This is a genomic window from Kribbella sp. NPDC004138 (assembly GCF_053603655.1).
In genome coordinates, this window is record NZ_JBSGFZ010000017.1 from 42,522 (window position 1) to 60,722 (window position 18,201).

Below are 18,201 nucleotides of genomic sequence, written 5' to 3' on the forward strand. Positions count from 1 at the left end.
TGGTACATAATCGTACGACGTATGGATAAAGGAGGGCGGCATGCAGCCGTTGGCGGGGAAGGTGGCGCTGGTGACCGGGGCGACCCGGGCAGCCGGACGGGGGATCGCGGTCGAGCTCGGTGCGGCCGGCGCGACCGTGTACGTGACCGGGCGGAGCACCCGGGAGCGGCGGTCCGAGATGGGCCGGCCTGAGACGATCGAGGAGACCGCGGAGCTGGTCGACAAGGCCGGCGGCCGCGGCATCGCCGTAGCGGTGGATCATCTGGACCCGGCGCAGGTCCGGGCCCTGGTCGAGCGGATCGAGCGGGAGCAGGGCGCGCTGCACATCCTGGTGAACGACATCTGGGGCCAGCACGGCGAGCCCGAGTGGGACAAGACGGTCTGGGAGAGCGACCTCGACGGCGGTCTGCGGTTGTTGCAGCTTGGCGTGCACACGCACGTGATCACCAGCCACTACGCGCTGCCGTTGCTGATCAAGTCACCCGGTGGCCTGGTGATCGAGATGACCGACGGCACCGACGAGTTCAACGCGGACAACTACCGGGTCTCGTTCTTCTACGACGTCGCGAAGGGCGCGGTCAGCCGGGTCGCGTTCGCGTTGGCGCACGAGCTGGACAAGTACGAGGCGACCGCCGTCCTGCTGACACCCGGCTGGCTGCGGTCGGAGGCGATGCTTGAAGGATTCGGCGTCCGCGAGGAGAACTGGCGGGACGCGACCGAGCGAATCCCGCACTTCGCGATCTCCGAGAGCCCGTCGTACGTCGGCCGCGCGGTGGCGGCGCTGGCGGCGGACCCCGACGTACGGCGCTGGAACGGCAAGTCGACGTCGAGCGGCGAGCTCGCCCGGATCTACGGCTTCACCGACCTCGACGGCAGCCGGCCCGACGCGTGGCGCTACATCGTCGAGGTCGAGAACGCCGGCAAGCCCGCCGACACGACCGGCTACCGCTAGACCGGGACCGAAGAACAGGTAGTGCACCCCTGAGACGCTGTACGCGGAGGCGAATCTACGCTCAGGTGCACTACCTCCAGCCGGACACGTCCTGTCGAAATGGCCCGTCAGAGCTTGTGTGGCGGGCAGACGTCGTAGCCCGCGGTCGGGACGGGCATGGCGCGCACCGGATCGACCGACAGTGGTGCGTGAGGGTGTGCGGCCGCGATCGGGACGCCGGTTGCGGCTGCCAGGGTGAGGAGTTCCTGGCGTGAGGTGATGGCGACGGCCGGGTCGCGCTCGTACACGTACGTCAGCTCCGGCCACTGCGCCTGCGCCGGGTGTACCAGCACGTCACCGCCGAGGATCGCCCGCTCCGTCACGACCGACTGATGCCCAGGCGTATGCCCCGGCGTCGGCACCAGCCGCATCCCCTGCAGCGCGACCTCGCCATCCACCACGCGTAGCTGCCCCGCCTCCTCGATCGGCCTGATCCGGTTCGAGTACGTGGACCCGCCGCGCACGTGCTCGAGCTCGGCCCGCTGGACGACGTACTCGGCCCGGGGAAACCCTGCTCGCACCCCGTCGGACGCCCACCCCACGTGATCCAGATGCACATGCGTCAACACGACCGCGTCCACATCCGCCGCCTCCACACCGACCTGCGCCAGCAACCCGGGCAGTCGGCCGGCGACCCCCAGCCATTCAGCCGCTTCCCCGCCCGCCGGCCCGACCCCCGCGTCAACCAGCACCACCCCGGCGTCCCCGACCACGAGATAGCTGTGGAAATGCAGGAACCACCCACCGTCACGAACGTTCCCCGGCATCACCAGCCCCGTCCAAGCAGCCGCCTCGTCGCCCCACTCCGGCAACGCCGTCGAAACCTCTTCGGGGAAAACCGCCACCGCGTCACACAGCACAGTCACGTCCACCGCCCCATTGTGTGATCAGGACAGGAGCATCCAGGTGGCGAGCGTGGTCATCAGGAGGGCGATCGTGGAGTCGAGGAGTTGCCAGGACCGGGCGCGGGCGAAGAGGGCGGACAGCTTGCGGGAGAAGAAGCCCAGGGAGAAGAACCAGGTGAAGCTGGCGGTGACGGCGCCGAGGCCGTAGAGCCACCGGCCGTCGGTGCCTCGCTGGTTGGCCAGCGAGCCGAGCAGGACGACCGTGTCCAGGTAGACGTGCGGATTCAGGTAGGTGAAAGCCAGACACGTCAGTACGACGCTGCGCAGGGCGGCGGGGGCGTGGTCGGCGGGAGTGATCGAGCCGGGCCGGAGGGCACGTTTGGCGGCCAGAAACGCATACGTGTAAAGGAAAGCGGCACCGCCGAACTTGGCGATGTCGAGGGCCAACTGGTTACGGGTGAGGAGTGCGCCGAGGCCGAGGATGCCGCTGGAGATCAGCAGCGCGTCCGAGAGCGCACAGGTCAGGACCACCGGGAGGACGTGTTCGCGGCGGAGTCCTTGACGCAGGACGAACGCGTTCTGGGCGCCGATCGCGACGATCAGCGACAGTGCCGTGGCGAAACCGGCGAGGAGGGGCATGCCTTCGACGGTAAGCAGTCGACCTGCTGCAAACCAGCTAAAGATTCTGATGCACCTTTAGGATTGCTTCATCATGCAATTCGACTCCGCACAGCTCGAGACGTTCGTTGCCGTCGTCGATGAAGGCAGCTTCGACGCCGCCGCACGGCGATTGCGCATCACGCCGTCCGCGGTCAGTCAACGGATCAAGGCGTTGGAGAGCCGGCTCGGTCAGGTCGTGGTGATGCGCGGCCGGCCGGCCCGGGCGACCGCGGCGGGCGCCGCGCTGCTGCGACTCGCCCGTCAGGTCTCGCTGCTCGAGCTGGAGGCGATCGCCGCCGTCCGCGGCACGATCGACGCGCAGCGGATCCCGATCGCGGTGAACGCGGACTCGCTCAACAACTGGTTCCTGCCCGCGATGCTCGACCTGTCCCGGACCCATGACGCCCGGTTCCTGGTCCACCAGGAGGACGAGGAACACTCGGCGCAGTACCTCCGCAACGGGACGGTCCTGGCTGCGGTGACCGCTGATCCGCGCCCGGTGCAGGGCTGCCGCGTCGTCCGGCTGGGGAAGATGCGCTACCTGCCGCTCGCCACCCCGGAGTACGCCGAACGGTGGCTGCACGGCAAACCGCTGCCGGAGGCGCTGGCCGAGGCGCCGATGGTGGTGTTCAACGAGAAGGACGTCCTGCAGCACCGGCTGGTCCGCAAGGTGACCCGGCGCACACTGGATCCGCCGTCGCACGCGATCCCGGCGTCCGCGCCGTTCCACGAGGCGGTCCGGATCGGGCTCGGCTGGGGGATGATCGAGGATCAGGTAGCCGGCCCCGAGCTGGCGGCCGGCCGGCTGGTGGAGGTCGCCCCGGGCAAGTACATCGACGTGCCGCTGTACTGGCAGCACTGGAAACTCGAGTCCGGCATCCTCGACGCGCTCACCGCCGCGGTTCTCCGGGCGGCCGACGCGGGCCTTCGGACCTCGTAGAGGTCAGTCCCAGCGCAGGGCCATCGGGTTGTCGGCGGGGATCAGGCCGTCCGACATCAGGATCGCGCTCAGCGGACGGACGAGGTCGTGCAGTTCGGTGGCCAGTTCGTCGCCGAGTGCCTGCCACCCCTGGTCGGCCAACGAGTCCGTGGTGTCCTCGACCTGCTGCCGCAGCGCCCGGCCGCGTTCGGTGAGTGCCCCGTCGGCGTCGAGCAGGCCCCGGCTTCGGAGGTCGTCCGAGGCGGCCGCCCACTCGTCGTCGCTCCAGTGGCGGTTGAACTGGAAGACCTCCTTCGAGGGCCCGCCCGCCGCCGAGATCGTCACCAAGGCCTGACACGGAGTGAGACCGGCGGCGACGAGTGTCGCCACGTGCCCGTCGCCGCGTGATTCGCGCAGGATCGTGGTCGCCTGCCACAGCACCAGATGCGGCTCGTCCGGCCAGTCCAGCGCCGCGTTGGCGGCCGCGATCGGCCGGCCGGCGATCGGAGCGAGCTCGGCCGCGCGTCGCCCGAGCTCGGCCGCCCGGTCGAACGACCCGTCGGGGAACAATCGCCGTACGGCGGCGTCCACCGCCGTCAGCCTGGCGTCGAGGAGCTGGGCCGGCGTGGCGTAGCTCCAGGCGTCCGGGAGTGAGCGCGCGACCATCGCGGGGTGGAAGTTGTAGAACACCGCGGCCACGAACTCCGGGCCGACTGCGCCGAGGGGCGCTGAGCGGCAGCCGAAGTAGCTCATCCACCCGCCCTTCAGCCCGAGTGCATCGGTCGCCTTCCGCGTCTCGGGCGCGAAGTAGGTGATCGCGTGGTACGGCTCGAGCGCCTTCCACATCCGGCGGGCCCTTGTCATGGGAGGGGGCGGTACATGACGTGCAGGCCGACGTACCCGAGTTTGGGGTGGTCGAAGGCTTCCGGGACGGTGCCGGCGATCCGGAAGCCGAGGGACTGCCACAGATGGACGGCGGGCTCGTTCGTCTCGACGACCGCGTTGAACTGGATCGAGCGGAACCCGGACCGGCCGGCCCAGGCGATCATGTCCTCGCAGAGCAGCCGGCCGACGCCCTTGCCGCGGGCCTTGCCGTCGACCATGAAGCTGGCGCTGGCGACGTGAGCGCCGGGACCCGGGCGGTTCGGGTACATGTTGGCGCTGCCGAGAACGGTGCCGTCGGCATCGACCGCGACCGTTGTCCGGGCCAACGGCGAGCTGGACGGCGACATCCAGAGTGCGCGGGCCTGCTCCTCGGTGAGGTCCGGATCGTAGGTATAGGTCTCGCGCGCGGTGACGATCTCCCGGAAGAACGGCCAGATGGCCGGCCAGTCGGCAGCGGTCGCTTCCCTGATGTCAACAGTCATATTGGGAGAAGCATCACCCGCGACGCGCCGGATGCCAAGGGGATTCCCGATAGGCTGTCTGAGGATGAGAAACTCCGTGACCCAAGGTCTGCCGCGCTGGACGCTGGCCGTGCCGCTGCTCGCCTTCGTCGACCTGATCGGGACCTGGCACCGCAACCTCGGCGCGGTCTTGCTGATCCTGGTCTGTCTCGGTCTCGGTGCCGCGGTGATCGCCGCCGTGCACCACGCCGAGGTCGTCGCGCACCGGGTCGGAGAGCCGTTCGGCACGCTGATCCTCGCGCTCGCGGTGACGATCATCGAGGTCGCGCTGATCGTCACGCTGATGGCGTCCGGCGGCGACAAGGCCGCGTCACTGGCCCGTGACACGGTGTTCGCCGCGGTCATGATCACCTGCAACGGGATCCTCGGGCTGGCGCTGGTCGTCGGCTCGCTACGGCACCGCGTGCAGGAGTTCCGGGTGCAGGCGTCGTACTCCGCGCTGTCGGTGACGACCGCCCTGGTGACGTTGAGTCTGGTGCTGCCGACGTTCACGACGAGCGCGGAAGGGCCGCAGTTCAGTTCGGCACAGCTGGCGTTCGCGGGCGTGACGTCGCTGGTGCTGTACGGCGTGTTCGTATTCATCCAGACCATCCGGCACCGTGACTACTTCCTGCCGGTGGGGGCGGATGGCGCGGTCGACGAGGACGAGGACCATCACGCGGCCGCGCCGAGCGGGAAGACCGCACTGCTGAGCCTCGGGTTGCTGTTCGTCTGCTTGATCTCGGTGGTCGGGCTGGCCAAGACCGTGTCGCCGAGGCTCGAGTCCGCGGTGGAGTCGGCCGGCGCGCCGCTGGCCGTCGTCGGTGTGGTGATCGCGCTGCTCGTCCTGCTGCCGGAGACGGTTGCCGCTGTGCGTGCCGCACTGCGCAACCGTCTCCAGACCAGCGTCAATCTGGCGCTCGGGTCAGCGCTCGCCAGCATCGGCCTGACCATCCCCGCGATCGCCGTCGCGTCGATCTGGCTGAGCGGCCCGCTCGTCCTCGGGCTCGGCGGCAAAGAGATGGTGCTGTTCGCGTTGACCGTCGTGACCGGGCTGTTCACCCTCTCGACCGGCCGGGCGACGCTGTTGCAGGGCGCCGTTCACCTCGCCGTGTTCAGCGCGTTCCTGTTCCTCGCTGTAAGCCCCTGAGGTAGTCGATCACCGATTGCTGGTGACTGTGCTCGGCCCAGCTCAGAGCGTCGCCGTTGTAGTTCGGATCTCGCAGAGTCGGGTCGGCGCCGAGTTCGACGAGTTTCCGGACCGTCTCCAGGTGGCCGTTGAGCGCGGCCCGGTGGATCGGCGCGGCACCGCCGGAGATCCGGCTGAGGTCGTACCCCAGTCGCTGCAACGGTTCCATCGCCACGGCACGACCGACCTCGGCGGCGCGAACGGGCAGGTGCGGTGTCCGGGCCACCGCGCGGGCGGCGAGTTCGGGATCGACGTCGGGCAGCTCACCGCGCATCGCGGCGGCGTACACCTGGTGGATCTCGTCCAGCGGCGCCGCGCCCCTCGCCCGGAGCAGGTCGGCGATCTCGGTATGGCCCTGGACGGCGGCCAGTTCGTACGGTCGATGTCCGCCGAAGACCGGATGCCGGGTACCGACGCCCTCCGGATCGGTGCCCTGGGCAAGTACCAGCTCGGCCCGGTGGGTCAGGCCGGCCCATGACGCGAAGACCAGTTCGTCCTCGAGCAGCTGTCGCGGGGTCGGGTGTGCAGCGGTCAGCCGGGCGTGCCACGGGCCGCCGTCGCCGCGCCCCAGCCCGTACTCCAGCAGGAGCTCCAGGTGTACGTCGTCGTACGGCGGGGGACACCCGGGGCCGCAGTTGTACATCGTCTGGCTGTCGTTCGGGTCGGCGCCGGCATCGAGCAGGAGCCGAGCCAACTCGACGCGATGCCGGTGCGGCGGCTGGTCGCCCTCACCGCGGCCGAAGACGCCGGTGAGGGCGGTGAACGGTGACGGCAGGCCCTGCCACAGGTAGCCGGCGTTCGGGTCGGCGCCGTGCTCGAGCAGGAGCCGGGCAATCTCGATCTGGTTCGGCGCGTCGAGACGGCTGTAAGTGAGGTAGAGAAGCGGCTCCCAGCGGTACGGCCCGCCCTCCGAGCTCGCCTGGCTGAAGTCGATCCCGTCCAGGTCGCCGGCCACCACTTGTGTGTAGATGTTGCTCTGGGCAACCTCTGGGTAACGCTCGAGAAGGTCGCGGGCGGATCGTTGCCGGGCCGGATCATCCTCCCCGTAGTGCAGTGTCGCGAGCCGGAGGAACTCGTCGGCACGCTCCGCGGGCGTGTCCAGCGGGCCGCCGACCGGCTGCCGGTGCGGCGAGCGGCTGTAGCGGTCGACCAGCTCCAGATGCCGCACGATCCGCGGCCAGCTGGGGAACCCGTAGCTGCGCGCGATCACCAGTTGGGCGTCCGCCAACGTCTGCACGGGATGGAACTCGGCGGCCAGTGCGACAGCGGCGCTGTCGCCGGCGCGGACCTGTTTGAGCAGGGTCTTGGCCTGACCGCGCAGATGGTCGAGGTGCGGGTCGTTCGGAAGATTCCGGGTCGGCATCGCCGACCTCCTCTCTACGAGCCTGCTGTCCGCATCGTCAGGCGAGAAAGGAGGTCAAGCGGTACTACGCCCTGATTCTCAGGTGGGCTGAGCCCTTCCCGCGGACCGGTGGCGCCCTGAAGCGCCTCACCGGCAGCGTAGCTCAGCGCGGCTTCTCCATCCACCACTCGGTGAACTCGAACGCACGGTCCTTCTCCAGCCGGATCACCCAGAGGTTGCTGAACTCGCCCGGCGGATTCGTCAGGTACGTCGTCCAGCCGCGGACGAAGCCGACGCCGTCCCCGAAGCCGAGCACCTCGTACTCGAAGGTCGTCTCGCCCGGCGCGTCGGAGACCTCCAGCCACGCCGCGACGATCGCCTCCCGGCCGGTCACCGGCGCCTCGTCCGGCCGCCGGTACCAGATGGCGTCCTCGGTCCAGAGCGCGGCGATGTCCTTGGGATCGTTGCTCTCCCACGCCTTCCGGTACTTCTCGACCCAGCGGTCGAGGTCCTTCTCCTTCATGCGATCCGCCGGTCGTTGAGGACGACGGCCGCCGGTCGCGCGAGCACGCCGGGATGGTCCCGCGGGTCCGCGTCGTACGTGACGAGGTTGCCGGCGCCGGTCAGGCCGAGGAAATCCTGCGCGCCGGTGGAGGCCGCGGTGAGCGCCTGCTCCATGGTCAGCCCGTGCTTGACGAGCAGGTCGATCTCGCCGGCGACCGTGCCGACCACGTCCGATCCGGTCAGCACGCGCACGCCGTACCGGTCGGCCAGCGGCAGGATCGACGCGAGGTACGCCGACCGCTCCTCGCGCCGGGCCCGCCGCTCCGGGGTCTCGTCCGGGCCCGGGCCGACCGAGGCGCAGAGCGTCGGCGTCCACGCGCCGCCGCGGGCGCCGAGCGCCTGTAGATCCTGCTCGGTGAGCGCCGTACCGTGCTCGACCGAGTCGATCCCGACCCGGATCAGCTCGCTCACGTGGTCGGTGTTCACATGCGCGGCGACCCGGGCGTTCCGCGCGTGGGCCAGCTCGACCATCGCGGCGACCAGTTCGACGTCGTACGACGGACTCACCTTGCTGCCGCGGATCGGGCCGTCCGGGCCGACCTCGGGGAAGTCGCCGACCAGCTTCAGCCAGGTCGCGCCGTCGGCGATCTCGGCCTCGACCGCGGCGAGCAGATCCTCCGGCGCGACCGGCTCGTACGCCTGCGGGAAGTAGCGGCCGTCCGGGGCGAGGAACCGGCCGGCCGCGAGGACGAGTGGGCGGCCGTCGTCCGCGGTCCGGGCGAGCCGGAGCGTGACGTCCCGATTGCCGCCGACGTCGCGGACCGCGCTCACCCCGGCGCCGGCGAGTTCGCCGAGCCGCTCGTCGGCGTAGTCCGCGCCGCGCAGGACCGGCCCGTTCGCGCCGGGGGCCATCGTCAGGTGGCAGTGCGAGTCGACCAGGCCCGGTACGGCGTACCTGCCGGGCAGCTGCTCGCCGGACGGGTCCGGCCCGAACGTCAGGCGGCGGGCGGTGTCGCCGGAGGGCAGCACGGTTCCTTCGAAGACCCAGGTCGTCATGCGGGCCATTCTCGCCCCGGACGAGATCCAGATCACGTGACGCTCGACTTGAACATGTTCAAAACAGCGGCGTACGGTCAGGGCATCGACAATTTGAACATGTTCAAGAAGTGGGGAGAACGATGGACATGACGGTCACGACGTACCTGGTCTACCTGCTGATCGCGGTGCCGCTGACGATCTGGGTGGCGCGCACGCTGAGCCGGAACGGGCGGATCTTCCTGGTCGACGTGTTCCACGGCAACGCGGAGTTCGCCGACGCGGTGAACCGGCTGCTGGTGGTCGGGTTCTATCTGATCAACCTCGGGTTCGTGACGCTGTTCCTGCGCAGCGGGCGGCCGGTGCTGGACGCGAGCGGCGTGTTCGAGCAGTTGAGCGTGAAGCTGGGGATCGTGATGCTGGTGCTCGGCGTCGTGCACCTGACGAACGTGTGGATCTTCAACAAGATCCGCACGCGCAGCCGGCTCGACTCGATGACCCGCCCGCCGGTGCCGCCGAACGACACCGTCCAGCCGCTCACGATGACCGAGCAGGCCGCTCGGTACGGCTATTGAAGGCCGCCCGGTGCGTGAGCTGACCGTGCTGTACGACGCCCGCTGCGGACTGTGCCGGCGGTTCAAGGACTGGCTGGCAGCGCAGCGACCGGCGCCGGACGGGTACGGCGGGGTGGTGCGTCTGCGGTTCGTCGCGGCGGGGTCGGCGGACGCGCGGGCGCTCTACCCGGCCCTCGACCACGCGGCGACGCTGCGGGACGTGACGGTGGTCGCCGACGACGGGGCGGTGTATATCGGTGATCGCGCCTGGATCGTGTGCCTGTGGGCCACGGGGGACCACAGGCACACCGCCGTCCGACTGGCGAGTCCGGCGCTGCGGCCGGTCGCGCGGGCGATCGTGCAGGCGGCGGCTGGACTGCGGCGGGTGAGTGGAGGTGATTACGCTGACGGGTGTGACGGACAGTGCGACCGCGAAGGGCGAGCAGACGCGTGAGCTGATCCTGTCGACCGCATTGCGGTTGTTCCGGGAGCAGGGGTACGGGAAGACCACGATGCGCGCGATCGCCAACGAGGCGGGCGTGTCGGTGGGGAACGCGTACTACTACTACGGCTCGAAGGACCACCTGATGCAGGCGTACTACGACCTGCTGCAGGACCAGCACCGCGAGGTGGTCGAGCCGATCCTCGCCGCGGAGAAGGCGTTCGTGCCACGGCTGGCCGGCGTACTGCGGGCCTGGCTGGACGTGGCCGCGCCGTACCACGAGTTCGCGGGCACGTTCTTCAAGACCGCCGCCGATCCGCGCAGCCCGCTGTCGCCGTTCAGCGACGAGTCACGACCGGCGCGGGACGCGAGTATCGACGTGTTCCGCCGGGTGATCGACGGGTCCGATCTCAAGCTCCCGACCGACCTGAAGTCCGAGCTGCCCGAGCTTCTCTGGCTCCTGCAGATGGGCGTGGTCCTGTTCTGGGTGCACGACCAGACCGACGACGTCCGCCGTACGCGCGTCCTCGTCGACCGGGCGGTCCCGCTGGTGGACCGCCTGCTGCGGCTGACCCGCATCCCCGGCGTCCGCGGCGTCACGAACGACGTGGTCGCCCTGATCCGCTCGATCAAGCCCTAGCTATTCGCCGGTGGCGCCGTCGATGGCCTGCCGGAGCAGGTCCGCGTGGCCGTTGTGGCGCGAGTACTCCTCGATCATGTGCAGATAGAGGTAGCGCACCGAGTGCAGCGGCTCCTGGCCCGGACGCAGGAACGTGTCGTCCAGCGAGTAGTTCGCGGCCAGCGCGTCCGAGGTCTTGATGATCTGGCGGAAGTCCTCGAGGTCCTCCGCGACGATCGCCGGATCGACGTGGTCGAAGTCGCCGTCGGGGAACTCGCGGCTCCAGTACTTCGGCGGCGAGTCATGGTCGGCCAGCGCGCGGTGGAACCAGTACTTCTCGACCTCGCTCAGGTGCCGCACGAGTCCGATCAACGACAGGCTGGCCGGCTCCACAGCGCGCTGGACGAGTTGTTCGTCCGTCAGCCCGGAGAGCTTCCACAGCAGGGTGCCGCGGTGGAAGTCGAGGAATCCCTGCAGGAGCGCACGCTCGTCGGCGACCGTGGGTGGGGCCGCCCGGAACTGTTCCGTCACGTGCCGAACCTAGCCTGTGTGAGGAGCATCCCGCGAGTAACGGCCTGTCGGTGCCGTAGACTGGTTCCGACGGCCCGCCCAGTTCTGCCTCGGGCCGGTGAGCGCAACTACAGTGCGCCAGCAGTCGACCACCACGCGCCGCGGCCCTCGGCCGCGCCGGGCAGGACGACCCCCGATCTTTGGAGTACTTCTATGGCGGCCCGCCGCCCCACGTCTACAACCACGCCCAATCAATCCCAGCAGTCCTCCGGCGACCGGTCCGCGAAGACCTCGCGCGACGGGCAGTCGCGACCGCGGCGTCGCCGCCGCTCGAGCGCCGGACGCAGCCAGTCCGCCGGAGCCGATCGTCACGTCGAAGTTGCTGTCAGCAACGATGAGGTGCCGGTTGCCCCTGACAACCGTACGTTCGCGGAGCTCGGCGTCCCCGGCCGGCTGGTCGCCGCCCTGGCCACGGCCGGTGTGACGAAGCCGTTCCCGATCCAGGCGGCCACGCTGCCGGATTCACTGGCCGGCAAGGACGTTCTCGGTCGCGGCCGGACCGGCTCCGGCAAGACGTATGCGTTCGTCCTGCCGGTCCTGGCGAGGCTCGCGGTCAGTGACACGAAGCGTCGCGCGAATCATCCGCGGGCGCTGATCCTGGCCCCGACCCGCGAGCTCGCGACCCAGATCCAGGCCTCGATCAGCCCGCTCGCCGAAACCCTCGGCCTGCGCTCGATGACGATCTTCGGCGGTGTCGGCCACGGCCCGCAGATCAACGGCCTGCGCAAGGGCGCCGACATCGTCGTCGCCTGCCCGGGACGGCTCGAGGACCACGTCCAGGCCGGTCACGCGAAGCTCGGCGCGGTCGAGATCACCGTGCTCGACGAGGCCGACCACATGGCCGATCTCGGGTTCCTGCCCGCGGTCCGCCGGATCCTCGAGGCCACCCCGGCCGAGGCTCAGCGGCTGCTGTTCTCCGCCACGCTGGACGCCGGCGTCGACGTACTCGTCCGGCGCTTCATGACCGACCCGGTCACGCACAGCGTGGACTCGGCCCGGTCGCCGGTCGCGCGGATGACGCACCACGTCCTGCACGTGAAGCCTGACACGCGCCTGCCGGTGCTCGTCGACCTGACCGCGGCGCCGGGACGCACGCTGGTGTTCACCAGGACGAAGTACGGCGCCAAGGCGCTGACGAAGAAGCTGATCGCCCAGGGCGTCCCGGCTGTCGAGCTGCACGGCAACCTGTCCCAGGGCGCCCGCACCCGCAACCTCGAGGCGTTCGCGGACGGTTCGGCGCGGACTCTGGTCGCGACCGACATCGCGGCCCGCGGGATCCATGTCGACGGCGTCACGCTGGTGATCCACGCCGACCCGCCGATCGAGCACAAGGCGTACCTGCATCGCTCGGGCCGGACCGCCCGCGCCGGCGCCGAGGGCACGGTCGTCACGCTGATGACCGACGAGCAGGTCCGCGACGTCCGGGACCTGACCCGCAAGGCCGGCATCGCCCCCACGGTCACCAAGCTCGCCGCCGGCGACGCGCTGCTGTCCGAGCTGGCGCCCGGCGAACGCACGTACGTCGAACCACCGGCCAAGCAGGAGCCGACTCCACGGCAGTCCACCAGGCGGCCGTCGCGCAAGCCGGAGTCGGCCCAGCGCGCGTCCGCCAAGGGTGCGCAGGCCAAGGACTCTGCGGGCACCCGGGCTGGGAACGGCCGGGCCGCCGGTCCCGGCCGTCGGTCTTCTCGCCGTGGGCGTCGTCGCCCCGCCGGTCAGCAGGCAGCCTGAGGTCGAGCCGACTGTCGGGTTACGGTTCCACTGCTGGTGCCGTGACCTGACAGAGAGGCCATGATGCGGATCCGTACGGTCCTGAACGACCTTGTGCCGGAAGCGCTCGGCGTGACCGATTCGCACGACCACCTGTTCTTCCGGTCGGCCCTGATCCCGGGGCAGGAGCTGGACGACGAGGCGGCGGCGATCGCCGAGGTGCGCGCGTTCGCGGACGCCGGCGGCCAGGCGATCGTGCAATGGACCCCGCACGGGCTGAACCGCCGGGCCGGCCTCCTGCCCGGGATCTCCACCGCCACCGGGGTTTCGATCGTCGCCGCGACCGGCCTGCACCGCCGCGAGCACTACCCGGACGGGTACGTCGACAAGGTCCGCGACCAGCTGGCCGAGATCTTCGTCCGCGAGCTGACCGACGGGATCGGCGACACCGCGATCCGGGCCGGGCTGATCAAGGTGGCCGGCGGCTTCCACGTACTCGACGCGCACGCCGAGCTCGTGATGCGGGCCGCGGCGGAGGCCCATCACGCGACGAACGCGCCGATCGCCGTCCACCACGAGCTCGGGTCGGCCGCGGACGCCGTACTCGATCTGCTCGTCGACACGCTCGGCGTGCATCCGGGTGCGGTGATCCTCGGGCACCTCAACCGGTTCCCCGATCATCGTGGGCATCTCGAGCTGGCGGAGCGCGGCGCCTGGCTGGCGTTCGACGGGCCGTCGCGGGCCAACAACGCGACCGATCCGCGGCTGACCGACTGCCTCGCCGCGCTGATCGACGCCGGGTACGCGGACCGCCTGCTGCTCGGCGGTGACACCACCACGGCGCGCGCCCGGTCGACCGCCGAAGGGCCGGGGATGCCGTACCTGCTGACCCACCTCAGGCCGCGGATCACGCACTACTTCGGCGCTGACCTCGCGGACGCCGTGTTCCGGAACAACCCAGCGCGCGCCTTCGCCACGGATTGGCGGGCGTAGCGGTACGTTTCCCGCCATGAGCGTCGTCGCGCAGGTCTTCGTCGTCGTGGCCGGTGTGTTCCATGTGGTCGTGTTCGCCCTGGAAAGCGTGCTGTTCCGCAAGCCCAGCACCTACCGCCGGTTCCTGGTGAAGGACAGCGAGGTGGAGGCGGCCCGGCCGTGGGCGTTCAACCAGGGCTTCTACAACCTGTTCCTGGCGATCGGTGCGCTCGGCGGCCTGATCTGGGGCGGCGACAAGGGCCACGCCATCGCGCTCTTCGCGTGCGCGTGCATGGCCGGCGCCGGCATCGTCCTGCTCGCCTCCGACCGGCGGATGCTGCGCGCCGCCGCGACCCAGGCCGTGCCGCCGATCCTCGCGCTCGTGCTCGCCGCGATTCTCTAGTTGACTTAAAGTGCACTTGAACAGCGATGGTCGTCGTCATGACCATCACTGCCGAGCCGGCCGCTGAGATCGGCGGCGTCCTTTCACCGCGGTACCGCGCCCTGACCGTCGGGATGGTCGCGCTGATCACCCTGGTCGCGTTCGAGTCCCTGGCGGTCGCGACCGCGATGCCGACCGTCGCGCAAGCGCTGGACGGCCTCAGCCTGTACGCGCTCGCGTTCGGCGGACCGCTCGCCTCCGGCGTGGTCGCGATGGTCGTCTCCGGCACCTGGAGCGACCTGAAAGGCCCGACCCGTCCGCTCTGGCACGGTACGGCGTGGTTCCTGGCCGGCCTGCTGATCGCCGGCCTGGCACCCTCGATGGAGATCCTGGTCGCGGGCCGGATCATCCAGGGCTTCGGCTCCGGCCTGCTCACGGTCGCGCTGTACGTCGTCGTCGGGCAGCTGTACCCGGCGCGTCTCCGCCCGCGGATCTTCGCCGCGTTCGCGACCGGCTGGGTCGTACCGTCGCTCGTCGGGCCCGCGATCGCCGGGCTGATCGTCGAACACACCAGTTGGCGGCTCGTCTTCCTGGCCGTCCCGGTGATCGCGGTCCCGGCCGCACTCGTGATGCGTCCCGGCCTGGCCCGCGGCAGCGCGTACGACGTACGGCAGGGGAAGCTGTGGGACAAGCGGGCGCTGTGGGCGATCGCGGCCGCGGTCGGTGTCGGCCTGCTGCACTACGGCGGGCAGCAGCGTGGCGCCGTACAGCTGGCACTGCTGGCGATCGGTCTGGCCGGGGTGATCGCGTTCGGTCCGCGGCTGCTGCCGTCCGGGACCTTCGCCTTCGGGCGCGGGCTGCCGTCGGTGATCGCGCTGCGCGGTCTCGTCGCGGCGGCCGGGTTCGGCGCCGAGGTGTTCCTGCCGTTGATGCTCACCCGCGAACGCGGCCTGTCGCCGGCGCTCGCCGGACTCGTCCTGACGGTCAGCGCGCTGAGCTGGAGCGCTGCGTCGTGGTACCGCGGCCGGCCGAACCAGCCGTTCTCACACGCGGTCTTCCTGCAGGCGGGCATGCTCGCGATCCTGCTCGGCATCGTGACCGCGGCGCTGACGCTCGACCCGCACGTACCGGTGCTGGTCGGCATCCTCGGCTGGAGCCTGACCGGCCTCGGGATGGGGACCGTGTTCCCGACGCTGTCCGTGCTGGTGCTGGAGTACTCCGAGCGCGACGAGCAGGGCGCCAACAGCTCGGCCCTGCAGCTCAGCGACTCGTTGTCGACCGCAACGATCCTCGCGATCGGCGGGTCGTTGTTCGCGGCGCTGGAGCCACATTCCGCGATGACGGCGTACCTGGTCGCATTCGGTCTCCCGGCGCTGCTCGCACTGCTCGGCGTCCCGGCAGGACGGCGTACGGCTATTCCTTCGAGCCGGTGACCGCGATGCTGGCGCCGAGGCCGATGATCATCAGGCCGCCGGTGCCGCCGACGAGCTCGAGCCGGCGCGGCGACCGCGCGAACCACTCCCGCGCCGTACCGGCCACGAACGCCCAGACACTGTCCGAGCAGAGCGCGATCAGGATGAAGATCGTGCCGAGCACCAGGATCTGAGCCCACGCCGGCGCAGCCGCGCCCTTGTCCACGAACTGCGGCAGCACCGCCGCGAAGAACACCGCCGTCTTTGCGTTCGTCACCCCGACCAGGAACCCCTGCCGGATCGTCCGACGCGTCGTGCTCGGCTTCGCCGTACCCCGCATCGCCTCGACCAGCGACTTCCGCGACCGGAACGCCTGCACGCCGAGATAGATCAGGTACGCCGCACCCGCCAGCTTCACCACCGTGAGCGCGACCGCGCTCGCCGCAATCAACGTCCCCAGCCCGAGCGACACCGCCCCGAGCAGAATCGCGGCGCCGAGCGTGTTCCCCACCATCGTCAACACGGCTTCCCGCCGCCCGACCGCCAAGGCGCGACCGACGATGAACAGCACACTGGGGCCCGGCACGACGATGATGATCAGCGCGGTGATCGCAAACGCGACCAGATGATGAGCGGACGGCATGCCGCTCAGGATAAGCCGCCCCACCCGCACTCCGCAGGTGCTTACTTCGTCACGGGGCCCCTCAGCGCACTTGCTTCGCGCGCTCCGACCCGCCCCGCTTGGCGCGGGTGTCGAGTCGGCTTCTGGCTGGTCGCGGCCTTCGACCCCGAGTCGTGGCGTTTGGCTCCCGGGCCCTGCGCCGAGTCGTGGATATCGGTCCGTTCTCACCGCCAATCTCCACGACTCGACGACCCCGGCCGGAACGCGTGGCTGGTCGTACCTGCGCCGCGTGGCCCCGGGGTGCGCAGGTGGGATTGGTCACCGGCGCGCCGGGGTGCGTTGACCGGGGGTTGGTGGGGACCTTACGGTTCGAGGGTCAACCTGCGGTGCCATGAGGGAAGCCGGTGCGAATCCGGCGCGGCCGCGCCACTGTGATCGAGTTTCGGCTCGTAAGTCAGGACGCTCGGGCATCGCAGCCTTTCGAAGGGGACGCGCACTTCCCCAGGAGGTTCAGTTCAGATGGCAGCTCCTGCCCGCTCGGTCGCCGTACCGGCTCTTTCTCCCAGGCTCCTCGCCGTCGCGCTGCTCAGCGTCGGCCTGATGTTGCTGCTCGCGTATCTGGTCGGGTTCGACCAGGGTGCGGTGTCTCGTTCGGGGATGTTCCTGCACGAGCTGATGCACGACGGTCGGCATCTGCTCGGCGTGCCCTGCCACTAGATCAGATGCGCACCTTCGGACAGCTCCTGGTGCGCGGACTGATCGTCGGACTCTTCGCCGGCCTGCTGGCCGGATCGTTCGCCTACGCGCTGGGCGAGTCGCGTGTCGACGCGGCGATCGCGATCGAAGAGGCCGGTGCCGCGCACTCCCATGACCATGACCAGGCCCATGAGCACGGCGACGACCACGGGGAAGAACCGCTGGTCAGCCGCGAAGGCCAGAAGGCCGGTCTGTTCCTCGCGACCAGCTTGTACGGCGTGGCGCTCGGCGGTCTGTTCGCCGTCGCGTACACGCTGCTGCGCCGCAAGCTCGGCACCGGCAACGACGCGTACGCCGCGCTCGGACTCGCCGCGGCCGGTTTCGTCGGCGTCGTACTGGTCCCGTTCCTCAAGTACCCGCCGAACCCGCCCGCGGTCGGTGATCCGGAGACGATCACCAAGCGGACCGTCACGTATCTGCTGACGCTGGTGATCGGCCTGCTGGCGGTCTGGGCCGGTGTCGCGCTGTCCCGGTGGGCGGCGCGGTACGGCGAGGTCGCCCGGCTCGCGGGCGGTGTCGCCGGGCTGGTCGTCACCGTCGTGGCGGCGTACCTGATTCTGCCGCGGATCAACGAGGTTCCGGAGTCGTTCCCCGCTACGCTGCTGTGGCAGTTCCGGTTCGCCTCGCTCGGTACGCAGGCGACGCTGTGGCTCCTGCTCGGACTCGGGTATGCGGTCGCGGTGGACCGCCGGCCGGCCCGAGAAAAGGTAGCGATGTGACGGGGTTGACCTTGGTCGCGCACGCCTTGACGCCTGCGCTGCGTGGACTCGTGCTCGGTGGTGACGCCGAGCCGGATCGGGCGAGTGTCGAGACGGCGCGCGAGTTGAAAGTGGCCGCGGATGCGGCGTACGCCGGTCCGGAGCGGGCCGCCGTACGCACGGCGGCGGCGCTCGGGCTCGACCCGGTGGTGGAGCCGGCGTTGCGCGATCGCGAATACGGCGACTGGGCCGGACGCGGGCTGGAGGAATTGCTCGCGTCCGATCCGTCGGGCGTTGCGGCGTGGCTGGATCGGCCGCACACCGCGACACCGAACGGCGAAACCGAGAACGACGTGATCGCCAGGGTCGCCGACTGGCTGGGCGACGTCGCGGCGCGGGACCACGGCTCGGCGGTCGTGGTCGTCCACCCGGCGATCGTCCGCGCGATCGTCCTGTACGTCGTGGACGCGCCGGCGGAGTCGCTGCGCCACGTCGACGTACGCCCGCTCGCGGCGGTCAACCTCTCGCACCACTCGGGCAACTGGTCACTTTCCCTGGCCCCCTGGAGCTGACAAACTGCGGTTGGCCCGGTTA

Annotated in this window: 22 protein-coding genes and 1 riboswitch; of the genes, 13 read left to right on the forward strand and 9 right to left on the reverse strand. The window is 70.2% G+C overall.

Annotated elements, in window-relative coordinates; all coding sequences use genetic code 11:
• Nucleotides 1-40 precede the first annotated feature (40 nt).
• Entirely contained in the window at nt 41-952 is a 912-nt protein-coding gene (locus tag ACWEOO_RS23740) for an SDR family oxidoreductase (RefSeq protein WP_452144857.1), read from the forward strand.
• Between the two features lie 107 nt (nt 953-1,059).
• Here ACWEOO_RS23740 and ACWEOO_RS23745 read toward each other — a convergent pair whose 3' ends face one another.
• Entirely contained in the window at nt 1,060-1,863 is an 804-nt protein-coding gene (locus tag ACWEOO_RS23745) for an MBL fold metallo-hydrolase (protein ID WP_452144858.1), read from the reverse strand.
• 15 nt (nt 1,864-1,878) lie between these two features.
• Nucleotides 1,879-2,475, reverse strand: coding sequence for a LysE/ArgO family amino acid transporter (locus tag ACWEOO_RS23750; RefSeq protein WP_452144859.1), 597 nt, complete (start codon nt 2,473-2,475; stop codon nt 1,879-1,881).
• A gap of 73 nt (nt 2,476-2,548) precedes the next feature.
• On the opposite strand from ACWEOO_RS23750, the gene ACWEOO_RS23755 reads away from it, so the two are divergent.
• A complete protein-coding gene (locus ACWEOO_RS23755; protein WP_452144860.1) occupies nt 2,549-3,436 on the forward strand; it encodes a LysR family transcriptional regulator ArgP in 888 nt (295 codons plus the stop codon).
• Between the two features lie 3 nt (nt 3,437-3,439).
• Here the strand turns inward: ACWEOO_RS23755 and ACWEOO_RS23760 are convergent, their stop codons facing one another.
• Nucleotides 3,440-4,279 carry an SCO6745 family protein gene (locus ACWEOO_RS23760; RefSeq protein ID WP_452144861.1) on the reverse strand — a complete coding sequence of 280 codons (840 nt, stop codon included), beginning with the start codon at nt 4,277-4,279 and terminating at the stop codon, nt 3,440-3,442.
• Nucleotides 4,276-4,782, reverse strand: coding sequence for an N-acetyltransferase family protein (locus ACWEOO_RS23765; protein ID WP_452144862.1), 507 nt, complete (start codon nt 4,780-4,782; stop codon nt 4,276-4,278). The genes ACWEOO_RS23760 and ACWEOO_RS23765 overlap by 4 nt, the downstream gene beginning before the upstream one ends.
• 64 nt (nt 4,783-4,846) lie before the next feature.
• Here ACWEOO_RS23765 and ACWEOO_RS23770 point away from each other — a divergent pair, with 64 nt between their 5' ends.
• Complete coding sequence (locus ACWEOO_RS23770; RefSeq protein ID WP_359935936.1) at nt 4,847-5,950, forward strand: calcium:proton antiporter; 1,104 nt, start codon at nt 4,847-4,849, stop codon at nt 5,948-5,950.
• Here ACWEOO_RS23770 and ACWEOO_RS23775 read toward each other — a convergent pair.
• The 3 genes from ACWEOO_RS23775 to ACWEOO_RS23785 form a co-directional block, all read right to left on the reverse strand.
• Complete coding sequence (locus ACWEOO_RS23775) at nt 5,916-7,352, reverse strand: ankyrin repeat domain-containing protein (RefSeq protein ID WP_452144863.1); 1,437 nt, start codon at nt 7,350-7,352, stop codon at nt 5,916-5,918. The genes ACWEOO_RS23770 and ACWEOO_RS23775 overlap by 35 nt on opposite strands.
• A 142-nt stretch (nt 7,353-7,494) precedes the next feature.
• On the reverse strand, nt 7,495-7,854 hold the full coding sequence (locus ACWEOO_RS23780) for a YybH family protein (RefSeq protein WP_452144864.1): 360 nt from the start codon (nt 7,852-7,854) through the stop codon (nt 7,495-7,497).
• Nucleotides 7,851-8,891, reverse strand: coding sequence for an amidohydrolase family protein (locus ACWEOO_RS23785; RefSeq protein WP_452144865.1), 1,041 nt, complete (start codon nt 8,889-8,891; stop codon nt 7,851-7,853). Before ACWEOO_RS23785 ends, ACWEOO_RS23780 begins: the two co-directional genes overlap by 4 nt.
• Before the next feature lie 110 nt (nt 8,892-9,001).
• Between ACWEOO_RS23785 and ACWEOO_RS23790 the strand changes: the two genes are divergently transcribed.
• From ACWEOO_RS23790 to ACWEOO_RS23800, 3 genes are read left to right on the forward strand one after another with little or no spacing between them, the layout of a single operon-like run.
• Nucleotides 9,002-9,445 carry a hypothetical protein gene (locus ACWEOO_RS23790; protein WP_452144866.1) on the forward strand — a complete coding sequence of 148 codons (444 nt, stop codon included), beginning with the start codon at nt 9,002-9,004 and terminating at the stop codon, nt 9,443-9,445.
• A 10-nt stretch (nt 9,446-9,455) separates the two neighbouring features.
• Nucleotides 9,456-9,878, forward strand: a complete 423-nt coding sequence (locus tag ACWEOO_RS23795; protein WP_452144867.1) for a thiol-disulfide oxidoreductase DCC family protein — start codon at nt 9,456-9,458, stop codon at nt 9,876-9,878.
• Complete coding sequence (locus ACWEOO_RS23800; RefSeq protein ID WP_359935924.1) at nt 9,838-10,506, forward strand: TetR family transcriptional regulator; 669 nt, start codon at nt 9,838-9,840, stop codon at nt 10,504-10,506. Before ACWEOO_RS23795 ends, ACWEOO_RS23800 begins: the two co-directional genes overlap by 41 nt.
• On the opposite strand, the gene ACWEOO_RS23805 is transcribed toward ACWEOO_RS23800, so the two are convergent.
• Nucleotides 10,507-11,016, reverse strand: coding sequence for a DinB family protein (locus ACWEOO_RS23805; RefSeq protein ID WP_359935922.1), 510 nt, complete (start codon nt 11,014-11,016; stop codon nt 10,507-10,509).
• A 378-nt stretch (nt 11,017-11,394) separates the two neighbouring features.
• On the opposite strand from ACWEOO_RS23805, the gene ACWEOO_RS23810 reads away from it, so the two are divergent.
• From ACWEOO_RS23810 to ACWEOO_RS23825, 4 genes are all read left to right on the forward strand, one after another.
• Entirely contained in the window at nt 11,395-12,786 is a 1,392-nt protein-coding gene (locus ACWEOO_RS23810; RefSeq protein WP_452144868.1) for a DEAD/DEAH box helicase, read from the forward strand.
• Between the two features lie 63 nt (nt 12,787-12,849).
• Nucleotides 12,850-13,758 carry a phosphotriesterase family protein gene (locus ACWEOO_RS23815; RefSeq protein ID WP_452144869.1) on the forward strand — a complete coding sequence of 303 codons (909 nt, stop codon included), beginning with the start codon at nt 12,850-12,852 and terminating at the stop codon, nt 13,756-13,758.
• 16 nt (nt 13,759-13,774) lie between these two features.
• Nucleotides 13,775-14,140 (forward strand): DUF1304 domain-containing protein, encoded by a 366-nt coding sequence (locus ACWEOO_RS23820; protein ID WP_452144870.1) that lies wholly within the window; start codon nt 13,775-13,777, stop codon nt 14,138-14,140.
• A gap of 38 nt (nt 14,141-14,178) precedes the next feature.
• Nucleotides 14,179-15,552, forward strand: a complete 1,374-nt coding sequence (locus tag ACWEOO_RS23825) for an MFS transporter (protein ID WP_452144871.1) — start codon at nt 14,179-14,181, stop codon at nt 15,550-15,552.
• On the opposite strand, the gene ACWEOO_RS23830 is transcribed toward ACWEOO_RS23825, so the two are convergent.
• Nucleotides 15,533-16,174, reverse strand: a complete 642-nt coding sequence (locus ACWEOO_RS23830; protein ID WP_355694018.1) for a LysE family translocator — start codon at nt 16,172-16,174, stop codon at nt 15,533-15,535. The two genes, ACWEOO_RS23825 and ACWEOO_RS23830, sit on opposite strands and share 20 nt — an antisense overlap.
• A 361-nt stretch (nt 16,175-16,535) precedes the next feature.
• A riboswitch (adenosylcobalamin (AdoCbl) riboswitch) is annotated at nt 16,536-16,628 on the forward strand.
• Between the two features lie 44 nt (nt 16,629-16,672).
• On the opposite strand from ACWEOO_RS23830, the gene ACWEOO_RS23835 reads away from it, so the two are divergent.
• From ACWEOO_RS23835 to ACWEOO_RS23845, 3 genes are read left to right on the forward strand one after another with little or no spacing between them, the layout of a single operon-like run.
• Nucleotides 16,673-16,870: a CbtB domain-containing protein gene (locus tag ACWEOO_RS23835; protein ID WP_359935910.1), complete on the forward strand. Its 198-nt coding sequence runs from the start codon at nt 16,673-16,675 to the stop codon at nt 16,868-16,870.
• A gap of 5 nt (nt 16,871-16,875) precedes the next feature.
• Nucleotides 16,876-17,628 carry a CbtA family protein gene (locus ACWEOO_RS23840; protein WP_452144872.1) on the forward strand — a complete coding sequence of 251 codons (753 nt, stop codon included), beginning with the start codon at nt 16,876-16,878 and terminating at the stop codon, nt 17,626-17,628.
• A complete protein-coding gene (locus ACWEOO_RS23845) occupies nt 17,625-18,179 on the forward strand; it encodes a histidine phosphatase family protein (RefSeq protein ID WP_452144873.1) in 555 nt (184 codons plus the stop codon). Before ACWEOO_RS23840 ends, ACWEOO_RS23845 begins: the two co-directional genes overlap by 4 nt.
• Nucleotides 18,180-18,201: the final 22 nt, after the last annotated feature.

Coding starts and splice junctions, on each gene's coding strand:
- ACWEOO_RS23820 (WP_452144870.1), top strand. CDS start 13,775: ATGAGCGTCGTCGCGCAGGTCTTCGTCGTCGTGGCCGGTGTGTTCCAT.
- ACWEOO_RS23755 (WP_452144860.1), top strand. CDS start 2,549: ATGCAATTCGACTCCGCACAGCTCGAGACGTTCGTTGCCGTCGTCGAT.
- ACWEOO_RS23780 (WP_452144864.1), bottom strand. CDS start 7,854: ATGAAGGAGAAGGACCTCGACCGCTGGGTCGAGAAGTACCGGAAGGCG.
- ACWEOO_RS23825 (WP_452144871.1), top strand. CDS start 14,179: ATGACCATCACTGCCGAGCCGGCCGCTGAGATCGGCGGCGTCCTTTCA.
- ACWEOO_RS23765 (WP_452144862.1), bottom strand. CDS start 4,782: ATGACTGTTGACATCAGGGAAGCGACCGCTGCCGACTGGCCGGCCATC.
- ACWEOO_RS23815 (WP_452144869.1), top strand. CDS start 12,850: ATGCGGATCCGTACGGTCCTGAACGACCTTGTGCCGGAAGCGCTCGGC.
- ACWEOO_RS23835 (WP_359935910.1), top strand. CDS start 16,673: ATGGCAGCTCCTGCCCGCTCGGTCGCCGTACCGGCTCTTTCTCCCAGG.
- ACWEOO_RS23770 (WP_359935936.1), top strand. CDS start 4,847: ATGAGAAACTCCGTGACCCAAGGTCTGCCGCGCTGGACGCTGGCCGTG.
- ACWEOO_RS23785 (WP_452144865.1), bottom strand. CDS start 8,891: ATGACGACCTGGGTCTTCGAAGGAACCGTGCTGCCCTCCGGCGACACC.
- ACWEOO_RS23740 (WP_452144857.1), top strand. CDS start 41: ATGCAGCCGTTGGCGGGGAAGGTGGCGCTGGTGACCGGGGCGACCCGG.
- ACWEOO_RS23760 (WP_452144861.1), bottom strand. CDS start 4,279: ATGACAAGGGCCCGCCGGATGTGGAAGGCGCTCGAGCCGTACCACGCG.
- ACWEOO_RS23830 (WP_355694018.1), bottom strand. CDS start 16,174: ATGCCGTCCGCTCATCATCTGGTCGCGTTTGCGATCACCGCGCTGATC.
- ACWEOO_RS23840 (WP_452144872.1), top strand. CDS start 16,876: ATGCGCACCTTCGGACAGCTCCTGGTGCGCGGACTGATCGTCGGACTC.
- ACWEOO_RS23750 (WP_452144859.1), bottom strand. CDS start 2,475: ATGCCCCTCCTCGCCGGTTTCGCCACGGCACTGTCGCTGATCGTCGCG.
- ACWEOO_RS23775 (WP_452144863.1), bottom strand. CDS start 7,352: ATGCCGACCCGGAATCTTCCGAACGACCCGCACCTCGACCATCTGCGC.